General features: G+C 56.9%; 11 protein-coding genes. 7 read left to right on the top strand and 4 right to left on the bottom strand.

The annotated features are described in order from the left end of the window. Window positions 1-11 precede the first annotated feature (11 nt). The 4 genes from LOC70_RS14975 to LOC70_RS14960 all read right to left on the bottom strand — a co-directional run bounded on the left by LOC70_RS14975 (window position 12) and on the right by LOC70_RS14960 (window position 4,727). On the bottom strand, window positions 12-929 hold the full coding sequence (locus LOC70_RS14975) for a sugar phosphate isomerase/epimerase family protein (RefSeq protein WP_230254782.1): 918 nt from the start codon (window positions 927-929) through the stop codon (window positions 12-14). Between the two features lie 84 nt (window positions 930-1,013). Continuing rightward, on the bottom strand, window positions 1,014-2,690 hold the full coding sequence (locus LOC70_RS14970) for a hypothetical protein (RefSeq protein WP_230254780.1): 1,677 nt from the start codon (window positions 2,688-2,690) through the stop codon (window positions 1,014-1,016). A 458-nt stretch (window positions 2,691-3,148) separates the two neighbouring features. Then, window positions 3,149-4,240: an agmatine deiminase family protein gene (locus LOC70_RS14965; protein WP_230254778.1), complete on the bottom strand. Its 1,092-nt coding sequence runs from the start codon at window positions 4,238-4,240 to the stop codon at window positions 3,149-3,151. Between the two features lie 196 nt (window positions 4,241-4,436). Beyond that, entirely contained in the window at window positions 4,437-4,727 is a 291-nt protein-coding gene (locus LOC70_RS14960; protein ID WP_230254776.1) for a hypothetical protein, read from the bottom strand. A 284-nt stretch (window positions 4,728-5,011) separates the two neighbouring features. Here LOC70_RS14960 and hpf point away from each other — a divergent pair, with 284 nt between their 5' ends. From hpf to LOC70_RS14925, 7 genes are all read left to right on the top strand, one after another. Beyond that, window positions 5,012-5,353 carry a ribosome hibernation-promoting factor, HPF/YfiA family gene (gene hpf, locus LOC70_RS14955; protein ID WP_230254774.1) on the top strand — a complete coding sequence of 114 codons (342 nt, stop codon included), beginning with the start codon at window positions 5,012-5,014 and terminating at the stop codon, window positions 5,351-5,353. Window positions 5,354-5,433: 80 nt separating this feature from the next. Beyond that, the gene (locus LOC70_RS14950) at window positions 5,434-5,913 is read left to right on the top strand and encodes a PTS sugar transporter subunit IIA (RefSeq protein ID WP_230254772.1); all 480 of its coding nucleotides are present in this window, start codon (window positions 5,434-5,436) and stop codon (window positions 5,911-5,913) included. Window positions 5,914-6,049: 136 nt separating this feature from the next. Beyond that, window positions 6,050-6,397, top strand: coding sequence for an HPr family phosphocarrier protein (locus tag LOC70_RS14945; protein WP_230254770.1), 348 nt, complete (start codon window positions 6,050-6,052; stop codon window positions 6,395-6,397). Window positions 6,398-6,755: 358 nt separating this feature from the next. Beyond that, window positions 6,756-8,501, top strand: coding sequence for a phosphoenolpyruvate--protein phosphotransferase (gene ptsP / locus LOC70_RS14940; protein WP_230256155.1), 1,746 nt, complete (start codon window positions 6,756-6,758; stop codon window positions 8,499-8,501). Further along, a complete protein-coding gene (locus LOC70_RS14935; protein ID WP_230254769.1) occupies window positions 8,498-9,208 on the top strand; it encodes a TIGR03936 family radical SAM-associated protein in 711 nt (236 codons plus the stop codon). Before ptsP ends, LOC70_RS14935 begins: the two co-directional genes overlap by 4 nt. A 102-nt stretch (window positions 9,209-9,310) precedes the next feature. After that, on the top strand, window positions 9,311-10,915 hold the full coding sequence (locus LOC70_RS14930; protein ID WP_230254766.1) for an Rne/Rng family ribonuclease: 1,605 nt from the start codon (window positions 9,311-9,313) through the stop codon (window positions 10,913-10,915). 5 nt (window positions 10,916-10,920) lie between these two features. Then, the gene (locus LOC70_RS14925) at window positions 10,921-12,483 is read left to right on the top strand and encodes a sulfatase family protein (RefSeq protein ID WP_230254764.1); all 1,563 of its coding nucleotides are present in this window, start codon (window positions 10,921-10,923) and stop codon (window positions 12,481-12,483) included. The last annotated feature ends 2 nt before the right edge of the window (window positions 12,484-12,485 follow it).

Here is a 12,485-nt window from a genome sequence, read left to right as displayed (position 1 = left end):
CTCCAACCAGATCACATAGGAGTTGGTTCGTAAGGAATGTCTTCGATCAAATCCATCGGCAATGGAGCGACCGTCATGCCGGCTTCTTTGCAGATGCCATCGATGGCTTCTTGAGCTTTTTGGACCAAGAACTCGCGAGTTTGGCCTTTGTACTGAGCCGTGGAAGCGGTGGGGCTCATTGGACCTTCAAACTTGGTCTCGTTCAGGTGACTGATGACCTTCACGTGATCCAAAGTCGATCCGTTCATTTCAGGCAGCAAGCGATCCGTTGACTTCACGGTTGCCAGATCGGCGTCTTCGGGCACAGACCCCAAACGCAGAGCAACAATGCGTTCGCCGGAGATCTCGCTGAGTTGATCCATGGCCCCATCGCCAACCACCCAGTCCCAAGTGTCGATCACATAGCCAACGTTTCCGTTTGGCACGGCGTCGACCAAAGCACGGAACGTTTCCACGTTGTTCACGAAGGTGAATTCCTTGCCCTCGAGCAATTCCGCACCAGCACGGAATCCAACACCAAGCTTGATTTCGCGTTGCTCGAGAACTTCAGCGATTTGGCCCAAGCGAGTTCGTTGAACTTCGAAGAATTCGTTGAATGGCAAACGATTGGTCGCGGCAGGAACGCGAATCAGAGCACGTTCGGCACCGAGCTGACCAGCGATTTCGCCAAGTGGGTGAAGCTGGGCAACCGCCGCGGTGAAGGTGTCGTCGTCCGAGTCCAAATCGATGGCCAACTGGAACGAACCGATTTTGATGTCAGAAGCTTTCAGGTACTTCGATGCATCTTCGAACGAAGTCCGCTGCGAGCGACGCAGCATGTCGTGCATGTCGACATCCATGCCGCGGAACGCATAGGTCAAAGCCAATTCGATCAGCTCGCTTTGGCGGCCGTTGATACCGAGAGCGGAAGGACAGAAGTTCTTAAACATGTTGTTTCCTTGATTGATTTATTTTGAATGGATGGTGTGGAGATGTTTGGCGAAGAAGTTCGTGGTGCACCGAGGCACCCTGATTCAACGCCGGCGACCTCGAGATCCGCCACCGCCTGATTGGCCGCGACCGCCACGAGAAGATTGGTTCTTTCGCCCCTTCAAATTGCTGTCGACAAATTGATTGACGATCTCATCCCAGGTCGGAATGTCGGGGTCTTTCTTGCGTGAATCCTTGCGATCGCCGCCGCGTCGCCCGCGACCGGATGACCGATCCTCATCACGATCCGATCCGCTGGAACGATCGTTGTCGCGATCTCGATTGCGTCCGCCACGCGAGCGTGAACGTCCACGCGAACGAGGTTCCTTTTCCTCTCGGGTGTCTTCCTGTTCCGCGACATCCGAATCGTCATCCGCGAAAGCGAAGCGAGGCAACGGTTCGTCATCAAACGAGTCGTCGTCTTTCTCCGAATCACGACGCCGACCGCGTCGTGACTTCACCTCGTTTGCGTTCTGATCTTCGGAACCTTGCTCATCACGTCCCCGTCCGCCGCGACGACGACCGCCACGACGTGATCGACGACGGCTCGCACGCGGTTCATCGTCATCGGAATTTTTTCGAGAACGGCCGGAGCGATGATCGTCGCTGGATTCATCCACGGAACCGGCATCGGCGAACAGCTCAGCCGCGAAACCATCGTCTTCATCATCGCCCAGATCGGAATCATCCCAGGCAGCTGTCTTTTCACGTTGGCCGCGATCAGATTTGGACCGGGAATCCGAGCCACGATCACCATCGGTGGATTCACCACGTCGACCGCGTCGGCGTGAACGACGGCCACGCCCTTTGGATTCTTCACGCTCCGAATCAGAATCATCACGAGAAGCCGAACCGTCACGAGAAGAACGCGAACGAGCGGCGGTGCCTTTGTCCAACTCGTCTTCTGTCAACAGTTGACGCTGACCACGACGGCCTCCGCGCCCGCGACGCGAACGACCGCTGGACGAGTCATCTTGGTCTTCGGACGAACGGCCGCGACGGTTGCGTCCGCGACCACCCCGCTCACGTTTGCCTTCTTCGCGACTGCCGCGCTGACGCGATGCGGGTGGCTCCGACTCGTCGACGGACTCTTCGTCCACCGAATCGGCCCCCCAACCGGTAATTTCGGCTGGCTCGGCCGCCACCAAATCCGACTCGTCATCCAAGTCGTCGGAATCAACATCCGCTTCGTCTAGCAAACCGCTCGCGAAACCGGACTTGGCACTCTTGCGAGACGGTTCGTCCAACTTGGGCTTGTTGTGGTGTTTGCGATCACGTTTACGAGCGGGTGAATCCTCATTTCCGGAACGCAGCTGCGACTCGCGTTTGGTGATTTTGCTCTCAGCCACACCAAAACCCGATGGTTCATCATCGTCATCGGACTCATCGTCGTCTTCAGCGATTCCAAAACCCGGCAACTTTGGCGGCGGTTTGACCGAAGTCAATGCTTGTAAAACATCGCCCGCTCCATCATCCGAATCCTGATCGTCGAGGTCGTCAAAGGCCGACGACTTTTTTGACTTCAAGGCCTCAGGTTCGTCGTTCACGGGCCCATCGTCCGTGGGCGATTCCGCGACCGGTTCTGACGACGTTTTTTCTTCTGGCTCGGCGGAAGGATCGGGTTTCGCGGCTGGCTCTTCCTTTTCTTCCTTCGCGGCGGGACGGTCTGGTGGCTTTGGCGTCCCCAACAAACTCGCGAGGATATTCCAATTGTCTGGCATGTGGTTTCCAATGCGACGCCAATCAGCAACTCGCGGGAGCCCTTCGAATCGGCTCACCGTCGCTGATCAAACATCGACAAAAAAGTGTGCAATGATCTGAACGGGTCTCGCTCGCGGCGCGGATGCGGCCTGCGTCCAGGAAACCGGTTCGTGGGCCAACGGGATCGATGGTCCGGGTTGCTCGGCAAACAGTTCGGTGTCTTCCAGTCGCTGACACCCTTTTCTCTACAAGAGTGTCCCTCGCACGCCCAAAAATTTCAGGGCATTTCATGACGGGACTGCGAACCTTGGCGGCAAACGCGGCATCAACCGACGATCCGTCGGATTGTCAAGCCGCTAGGTATACCCTTCGGACGATTTTCGCCCAAGGGTGAATCAACGTCCCCAGCACGATTTCCATCCAATCCCATCGAAATTCGGCGTCGCGGCACTGTCACACCAGAAGCCTCACCGACCAATCACAACTTCGCTGGCGCCGCGGGCTCGTGGCAACTGGCACAATGCAACGCCCCCAAACCCCACGCGATGTCGTAACAGTCGACGCCTTCAACCTCGGCATCCGGACACAATTGCTTCAACAGGTCCAACGCATAGGCATCGGACTCGGGTGATTGAAACGTGGGAACCAAAATCCGATCGGGGCCCAGTCGCAGAAAGTTGCAATAACTCTGCGGGACAGCCGCCCCGTCGATCTGACGCGGAGGCGGCGTTGGCAAGCGATGAACCTGCACTGGAGGTTCGGTCTGCCGCGACCACAGCCTGAGCTGCCGAAAATTGGTCTCCAGACCTTCCGCACTGGGATCGTCGGCTGACCCAGCTACCGCACACACGACATTCTCCGGGTCCAAAAAACGAGCCACTTGATCGATGTGCCCGTCCGTATCGTCTCCCGCCGGGGCACCGCCATCAATCCAAGCGATCTCGTGAATCCCCAGCAACTGTCCCAACTGCTGTGCAATCTCCTCCTGTGAAACGCCGGGATTGCGAGCCTCATCCACCAAACAGCCTGGATTCACCAACAACCGCCCTGCCCCATCGGTTTCCAGCGCTCCGCCCTCCATGGTCAGCCGCCCATCCACGCGGCGAAGTCCTGCCCAAACGGCCAGCTTCCCTCCGGCGGAGGCGTCCGAATCATAGGGCTCATACTTTCCACCCCACGCGTTGAAACGCCATAAAACCGCGACTTTCCCGCCATCTTCGGACAAAACAAACGTTGGTCCGTAATCTCGAATCCAACAATCGTTGGTGTCGATCTCAACGATTTGAATGGTGGCGTCCGTCGATTCAGCACTGCTTTTGCCAGCTTCCGCCGGCCTTAGCCCGAGTTCGCTCAAACGGGCCCGGCAGTCATCGGCGACGTCGCCGGTCGCCAGAATCCGCACTGGCGTCGTTTTCGAAATTGCCTGAACAAACTTGGCAAACGCGGCGGGCACGGGATCAAATCGTCCCGGCCAAGTTTCACGGTTGTGCGGCCAGGCCAACCACACGGCCGCGCAGGTCTCCCATTCAGCCGGAAAACGCAGCGAAGCGGGAGCAGTGGCAGGTCGCATCGAACTCGATGCCGAAGATTCGGATGCTGTCACGAAGGCCACCGTTTTCCGGACACATCACCGGCGACGCCAACACAGGCCACCGCCCACCAAAAAGCAAATTGACGTCAAATCAGCCAGTTGCCATCTGATCCGAATGAAGCGAAATGGCTGCGGAGCCAAATTGGTTTCGGGCAGATGGCTCTGAAGCGAGCCCCTACTCGACTTTGATTTCTTCCTTGACCTTCTGAACAAAGTGAGGCGACTTGCCGCCCTTGCTCAATTCTTCCGATCGTTTCAAAGCTTCGTCCTTTTGGTCGAACTCGAACACGGCAACGCGTTTCAAGTTTTGGCTGAACACACCCCAATACAGACGCAGGCGAACATCGGCCGCCGCCTTCTTGGTCTTTCGGCTGGACGCTTTCTTACGCTTGGCCTCAGCGGCCAACTTCTCAGCGGCTTCTGCTTCGGCAGCTTTTTCCTGGCGGCTGATGACCTTTCGAGCCATAAATCAGAGCTGTGGGGGTTGGAGGATTGGGCGGATAAAAACCAATGGACGAACTGCGAAGCGTATCCATTCGCCGGCGTTTTGTCACGGGGCAAGCCTGCAAATTGTGCCGATGAGTCCGCTACCCCGTAGCGATGTCCGAAAAATTCGTCCCAAAGGATCGCTGTTCGCGTACGTCAAAGTCGGCTACGCTGGATTTTGTGGACGACGAGCCGGACAAGGCTAAGATGGGTCTTTTAGGTTCGGTCGCACGAATCTCATATAAAAACAGCAAGAGGTTGAGCATGCAGGTGAACGTTTCCGCCCGGCACGGGGCATTGCAACCCGGCGACCAAGCTTTGGTCGAAGAGAAGGCACTCAAACTTCGTCGTTTGTACGATCGAGTGAACGCCATTGATGTCACGATCGACCTCGAAAACCTAGACAAACCTCACGTCGAATTTCGGATTTCGGTGGAACACTCCGAAGACCTGATCGCTCACGCCGAAGCGACCACCGTCATCGCTGCACTGGATTCCGCGATCCCGAAGGCTGAACAACAGTTGCGAAAGCTGAAAGAGAAAAAGACCGAACATCGCGCCACCGCCCACAAACACATCGAAAGCGTCGACACCAACGACGATTGAGCCACCGGCCCGTCCTCGTTGCGAATTTCTGCCGGCCTTTCCGCTAAACGCTCCCATTCATTCGCATTCCAGACATTTCCATGAAGTTCTCTGACTTTGTAAAAACCGGTGCCATCCGCGCCGAATTGACCGCGACCACCAAAGAAGCGGTGATTGATGAACTCGTGCAGTCCCTCCTGGACGCCGGCGAAATCTCCGCCGACCAACGTGACGACATCGTCGCCGCCATCATGAAACGTGAAGAACTCGGTAGCACCGGCATCGGTCGTGGTGTCGCGGTTCCTCACACCAAACACCCCAGCGTGCAACAACTGGTCGGCACCGTTGGCGTCAGCGAACAAGGTGTCGACTTCGATTCGCTCGACGGCGAACGTGTCCAACTTTTCTTCCTGCTGATCAGCCCTCCCGAACGCCCCGGCGATCACCTGCGAGCCCTGGAAAACATTTCTCGCCAATTGCGGGATGAATCGTTCTGCCGCTTCTTGAAACAAAGCAAGTCAGCAGACGACATCCAACAACTGTTGCAGGAAGCCGACGACAACCAGTTTGCTGCCGGTTAATCGTTTTTCTGCCGAACCAATCCTTCAACATGAACGAACAGCCAGCCATCGCGGGGCCTTTTTGCTCGAACGTTTGCTTCGACGCGGCCCTTGTTCGTCCTGTTGATTCCACTGTCACCCGCCCAGCGGTGATCGCATGAGCGCTCCCTCACACGAACGATCCGTTCGTGTCCTCAATCGCCAAGGTTTGCACGCCCGACCAGCCGACTTGCTGGTCCGATGCGCATCGGAATTCCAATCTCAGATCTTCCTGCAAAAAGGATCTGAGAAAGTGGACTGCCGTAGCATCCTGTCGCTGCTGACGCTGGGAGCCACCGAAGGAACCGATTTGACGGTTTCCGCCAATGGCGATGATGCCGAACAAGCCATCGAGGCTGTGGGTCGCCTGTTCGACCTCGGCTTCAACGAACTAGATGAGTCTCCTGGCTCCCCCGCCTGTTCGACGGGCGGCACCAGCGATTCTCCTGACCAATCACCCTCTTAGAGAGACCCAAATGTCGTTCTTCCCGATCCTTTTTTCCCCTTGCCTGGTGGTGCCAGTCCGCGTCTGAAATCCCAACCTGCCACCGCGTGACAACCTCGTCTTTGCCTGCTCGGTCGATGCGACGCATCACTGACTGAACAAGCCCGAAAGACGCACACGTTTGCAACCAGCCCGGGTGGCCCGAAACCGCCAAAGGAGCGACCTCGGTGCTCGCCGTTTTGAAATCGGCCCCGGACAAACCACTCGCAAACAATCGTCCATCGTGGCGGCAAAGCGATTCCAAGCGACAAACCACTCGCTTCGGAATCAGACGCATCAAGAGAAACAATCGGATCGAGTGGTTCGGCATCGAAGCATGATGCTTGAATTGCAAGGCATTCCCGTTTCACCGGGTGTCGCCATTGGCCCAGCCCTGGTGCTGGATGCCGACGGATACCGCATCCCGCGTTGCATCGTCCCGGCGTCTGACGTCGAGGATGAGTTCGCGCGTCTACACACCGCGGTTGACCTGGTCAGCGCTCAACTGGAACACAGTCGCCTGGAAACCACCGCCACCGCGGGCCGATCCACCGGCGACATCTTCGCGGCGCAGCTGCAAATGCTGCATGACCCGCGTCTGCACTCGGAATTGCAACGCCGAATTGGCGAAGACCGACAATCGGCAGCTTTCGCCGTCAGCGGTGTTCTCCACAATTACGCATCGGCGTTGCGTCGGCTCGACAACCCATTGCTCGCAGACCGTGCGCAAGACGTCTTGGACATTGAGCGTCAATTGCTGATGCAACTCGGCGCCGTAACTCGCCAACCGCTGTCCGACTTGAGCGAACCGGTCATCGTGCTTTCGCACATGCTGACGCCCAGCGAAACCGCCAACTTGGACCGACGCTACGTCAAAGGTTTCTGCACGGAAACCGGCGGCCCCGGGGGGCACACCGCGATCGTTGCCAAGGGCTTGGAAATCCCTGCCGTGGTGGGAATCGGCGACTTCCTGCATCAAATCGCGGGTTCCAACTGCGTGATTGTCGATGGTGATCGCGGGAAATTGATCGTCGACCCCGAAGACGACGTCCTGGAACACTACCGGGAAAGAGCCGAGTATCGTCGTTCGCTGGCGGTCCGCTTGGCGGAACTCAGCCAACTTCCCGCGGAAACCACCGATGGTGTTCGTATTCAACTGAACGCCAACATTGAATTCCCGCACGAAACGACCGCGTGCCTGGACCGAGGCGCCGACGGGATCGGACTCTACCGAACGGAATTCCTTTACCTGTCCTCCGACGAAGAACCCTCGGAAGAGGACCACTACCAGGCCTACTCCGAAGTCGTTCAAAAAATGGACGGACGTCCGGTCGTGATCCGAACGTTGGATTTGGGTGCGGACAAAATGGGCCGAGGTAATTTGGCTCACCGCGAAAACAACCCTTTCCTGGGTCTTCGCAGCATTCGCTTGTCGCTTCGAAACCTAGATGTGTTTCGACCGCAACTGCGTGCCGTGCTTCGTGCCGCGGTCCACGGTGATGTTCGTGTGATGTTCCCATTGATCACCACGATCAATGAGCTTCGCCAAGCGAGGATGTTGCTCAACGTGGTTGCGGAAGACCTGCATGAATCCGGCCTGCCTTACCGTAGCGATCTGCCCATCGGCATGATGGTGGAAGTCCCCGCTGCCGTGATGATGCTGGAACACTTCGCCAGTGAAGTTGACTTCTTTAGCATCGGCACCAACGACTTGGCTCAGTACACCTTGGCCGTTGACCGAAGCAACGAATACGTCGCGGACCTCTATCAATCCAGTGATCCGGCGGTCTTGCGGTTGATCCAGCACAGCATCGACGTGGCGGCAAAGAGCCAAACGCCCGTCAGCGTTTGCGGTGAAATGAGCAGCAACCCAGGTCGGGCGTTGCTGCTGCTTGGCATGGGCGTTCGCAACCTCAGCGTCCCGCCGTCAGCACTGCCTCGCGTCAAAAAAGTCATTCGCAACGTTTCGATCACACAGTGCGAAGCGATCGCCGAGCGTGTCATGAAGTTAGAAGCGGCTCGCGACGTTGACCTCTATCTGCTGGACCGCTTGGCCGACCTGGCCCCCGAACTGGTGATGCAATGAGAACGCGGCCATCCCGCCAATCGCCCAACGTTCACCCGGCCGACCAATTGCGGATTCGCTATCGTGTCCGCTTTGCCAAAACAGGTCTGCTGCGTTGGATCAGCCACCGCGACTTAGCCTTGCTTTTTGAACGTGTGGCACGTCGAGTCACGTTGCCACTGTCGATGACCGAAGGCTTCCACCCAACGCCGCGAATCGCATTTCCGTCGGCATTGCCGCTGGGAATCGAAAGCCTAGACGAGGTCGCCGAAATCGATCTGTGCGAAGACCTGGCCGCGGACGAACTGCTCGAGCGTCTTCGCAGTGATGAGCAACCCGGCCTGACGATTCACTCCGTGGAGAAGATCCCCGAAGGTGTCAAGAAAGCCCGCATCGCCGCCACGCAGTACACCGTTTCGCTCCCCGATGATTGGGACGAATCCCAGCGAGCCGAGATCGTCGCTCGCATTGCAAATCTAAAACAAGAAGAATCGGTTTCCGTCGAACGCAAAGGGAAGACGGTCACCGCGATCGTGGACGAACATCTGCCCACGATTGAACTCCAAGACAACCAATTGTTTGCTCGCATGGTTCTCGCCGATGGCGCGTCCTTGAAGATGCAGGACTTGCTCGACTTGCTTGGTTTGGGCAACTGGCCCGAACGCGGCGCGAACATCGTCCGCACCGCGGTGGAACTGCAAGAGCCCCAAAGAACTAAACGCTCCTGAACCAGGAGCAACCACATACTTTCGTTACGCCGGCGTCCATGTGACCGTCCTTGTTGGCAATCCCATCCGAGCCGGCTCAACACCGAAGAAAAGGTGAACTAGATGAAACGTGAAATGCTGATCAATGTGCTTCAGCCCGAAGAAAGCCGAATCGCTGTCGTCGAAGACAACCGACTCGAAGAGCTTTACGTCGAGCGGAAGAGCGTTGAGAACTACTCCGGCAACATTTATCGCGGCAAGATCGTCAACCTCGAACCCAGCATCCAAGCTGCGTTCGTGGATTTTGGCGTTGGCCGCAATGGTTTCCTCCACATCAGCGACATCGAGCCTCAATACTTCCGCCAAGGCGGCTACGATCCCGAAGAGATCATGCGGGAATCGGACGAAATGGCCGAAGCCGCCGCGAAACGCAACCGTGAATCAGGACGCGGCAGCACTCGCGTTTTCAAAGGCGGTCGACCTCGCAACAAACCACCGATCCAAGAGATCTTCAAACGTGGCGATGAAGTCCTGGTCCAAGTCATCAAAGAAGGGATTGGCAACAAAGGCCCCACGCTCAGCACCTACATCTCGATCCCTGGTCGCTACCTGGTGTTGATGCCCGCTCTTTCGCGAGTTGGCGTCAGCCGCAAGATCGAGGACGAAGACGATCGCAAACGACTCAAGAAATGCTTGCTCTCACTCAACCCGCCCAAGGGCCTCGGATTCATCGTCCGTACCGCCGGTGCCGGCCGCAGCGAAGAGGAACTGCAACGTGACATGGATTACTTGTTGCGTTTGTGGAAAGCCATCGTTCGCCGCGTTGAGAACACGTCGGAGCCCGGCGAAATCTACGAGGAAAGCGACCTCATCATTCGCACCATTCGCGACATTTACAGCGACGACATCGATCACATTTTGATCGACCAAAAATCAGCTTACGAAAAGGCTCGCGACTTCCTGAAAATGGTCATGCCGCGTGTCGTCGATCGACTGAAATACTACGACGGACCATCACCGCTGTTCCACAAGTACAACCTCGAGGACGAGATTGTCAAAATCAACCAACGCCAAGTTGCGTTGCCCGACGGCGGTTCAATTGTGATCGACCCCACGGAAGCCCTGGTGGCAATTGACGTCAACAGCGGCAACTTCCGCGGCAACGGATCGGCGGAAGAAAACGCTTTCCGGCTCAACATCTCAGCCGCGAAAGAGATCGCTCGCCAATTGCGACTGCGTGACCTTGGGGGCGTGATCGTCAACGACTTCATCGACATGCGGAAGGAAAGCTATCGGCGCAAAGTCGAACGAGTCCTTCGCGACGCGATGGCCAACGACCGTGCACGAACCAAAATCCTTCGAACCAGCCCGTTTGGTTTGATCGAGATGACGCGTCAACGCATCCGCCCCAGCCTGAAACGCAGCATCTACAAAGACTGCCCGTGTTGCGAAGGTCGCGGATTGGTCAAGACACCTGAAAGCATGTCGATCGAAGTCGTCCGCATGCTCGCTTTGGCGGTCAAGAATAAGCACATCGTTCGAGTCACCGTTCGCGTCAACGACGAAGTCAGCGCGTTCTTGAACAACAAGAAACGACGCACCGTCAGCGAGATGGAAGAATCCGGTAACATGACCGTTCAAATCCTCGGCAGCGAAGGACTGTTCCCGGAACACTTGGAAGTGGATTGCCGTGATGAGCACGGCGAACGCGTCGAAATCGACTCCTGATCCCCATGCAATTTGATGTCCACACAACCCAATCGCGAATCCGTTTCGTGGTTGGGTTTTTCTTCGTCCTGACAGCGGCTTCGAGCTTTGCAAACTCCTTTGCTGCGGATCAGGCTCGCCCGAACATTCTGTTCATTCTCTGCGACGACCATCGATTCGATTGCCTCGGCGTCGCCGGCCACCCGTTTTTGGAAACTCCCAACCTGGACGCGATGGCAAGCGACGGAGCCATGCTACGTCGTGCCTATGTGACCACCTCACTTTGTTCACCCAGCCGCGCGTCGATCCTGACCGGTCAATACGCTCACAACCATCGCGTTGTGGACAACTATCACGCGGTGGATCCGAACCTGGTGTTCTTTCCGCAGCACTTGCAGAAAGCCGGCTACCAAACCGCGTTCATCGGCAAGTGGCACATGGGCGGCGACATCGATGATCCTCAACGTGGATTTGATCATTGGATCTCATTCAAAGGCCAAGGCACCTACTGGCCCGATGGTCACGGCACCACACGAGAGGTGCCACAAACGACCTACGATGGTTTCAACATTAACGGCAAACGTGTTCCACAACGCGGCTACATCACCGACGAACTGACCGACTATTCTCTGCAGTGGCTTCGCGACCGCGACCCTAACAAACCGTTCTTCTTGTACGTTAGCCACAAAGCGGTTCACGCCGATTTCGTTCCCGCGGATCGCCATCGAGGCCGTTACGACAATGAGCCTCTACCAATCCAAATCCCGACTGCGGAGTCGATGGAAGACGGCGACAAGCCGATGTGGGTTCGCAACCAACGAAACAGCCGTCACGGAGTGGACTTTGGCTACAACCTGAAAGGCTTCAGCCCAGAGGTTTATTACCGACGATATTGTGAATCCCTATTGGCGGTGGACGAATCAGTTGGTCGCTTGCGTCGTTTCCTGGAACAGCGGGGCCTCGATCAAAACACCATTGTCGTCTACATGGGCGACAACGGGTTTCAGTTTGGCGACCATGGCTTGATCGACAAGCGAACCGCCTACGAAGCCAGCGCGAAAGTGCCGTTATTAATGGTTGCTCCTGGCCAAATTCCGGCCGGGCAACCGTTCGATGGCTTGGTCGGCAACATCGACATTGCCCCGACTTTGCTGGAAGCCGCTGGCGCTTCCCCCCTGAGCCATCTCAACGGACAAAGCGTTTGGAAAGAACTCTGCTCCGCTGACGCCAAATCGCTCGATGACCGCACGTTGCTCTACGAGTATTACTGGGAACGCAACTACCCACACACCCCAACACTGCATGCGGTGATTGGTGGGCGTTTCAAATACATTCGATGTCACGGGCTTTGGGATCGTGACGAGCTTTATGACCTCGAATCCGATCCCGGTGAAACCCGTAACCTGATCCATGATCCGAGCTATGCTGACCGAGTCGAATCGCTCAACCAACAACTGTGGCAACATTTGAAAAACAGCACGGGCATGGAGATGCCGCTGTTGGAAGATCACGGCCCGCGGTTTCCGCTTCGCGATGCGACGCAATCCCCTCCTGCGACGTTTCCCGATGAGTACATCGTGAACGAGTGACT

The organism is Rhodopirellula halodulae, from assembly GCF_020966775.1.
GTDB classification, from domain to species: domain Bacteria; phylum Planctomycetota; class Planctomycetia; order Pirellulales; family Pirellulaceae; genus Rhodopirellula; species Rhodopirellula halodulae.
Note: the sequence above shows the minus strand (reverse complement) of the source record. Positions and strands in the feature narration are given on the sequence as shown.

Coding starts and splice junctions, on each gene's coding strand:
- LOC70_RS14975 (WP_230254782.1), bottom strand. CDS start 929: ATGTTTAAGAACTTCTGTCCTTCCGCTCTCGGTATCAACGGCCGCCAA.
- LOC70_RS14970 (WP_230254780.1), bottom strand. CDS start 2,690: ATGCCAGACAATTGGAATATCCTCGCGAGTTTGTTGGGGACGCCAAAG.
- LOC70_RS14965 (WP_230254778.1), bottom strand. CDS start 4,240: ATGCGACCTGCCACTGCTCCCGCTTCGCTGCGTTTTCCGGCTGAATGG.
- LOC70_RS14960 (WP_230254776.1), bottom strand. CDS start 4,727: ATGGCTCGAAAGGTCATCAGCCGCCAGGAAAAAGCTGCCGAAGCAGAA.
- hpf (WP_230254774.1), top strand. CDS start 5,012: ATGCAGGTGAACGTTTCCGCCCGGCACGGGGCATTGCAACCCGGCGAC.
- LOC70_RS14950 (WP_230254772.1), top strand. CDS start 5,434: ATGAAGTTCTCTGACTTTGTAAAAACCGGTGCCATCCGCGCCGAATTG.
- LOC70_RS14945 (WP_230254770.1), top strand. CDS start 6,050: ATGAGCGCTCCCTCACACGAACGATCCGTTCGTGTCCTCAATCGCCAA.
- ptsP (WP_230256155.1), top strand. CDS start 6,756: ATGCTTGAATTGCAAGGCATTCCCGTTTCACCGGGTGTCGCCATTGGC.
- LOC70_RS14935 (WP_230254769.1), top strand. CDS start 8,498: ATGAGAACGCGGCCATCCCGCCAATCGCCCAACGTTCACCCGGCCGAC.
- LOC70_RS14930 (WP_230254766.1), top strand. CDS start 9,311: ATGAAACGTGAAATGCTGATCAATGTGCTTCAGCCCGAAGAAAGCCGA.
- LOC70_RS14925 (WP_230254764.1), top strand. CDS start 10,921: ATGCAATTTGATGTCCACACAACCCAATCGCGAATCCGTTTCGTGGTT.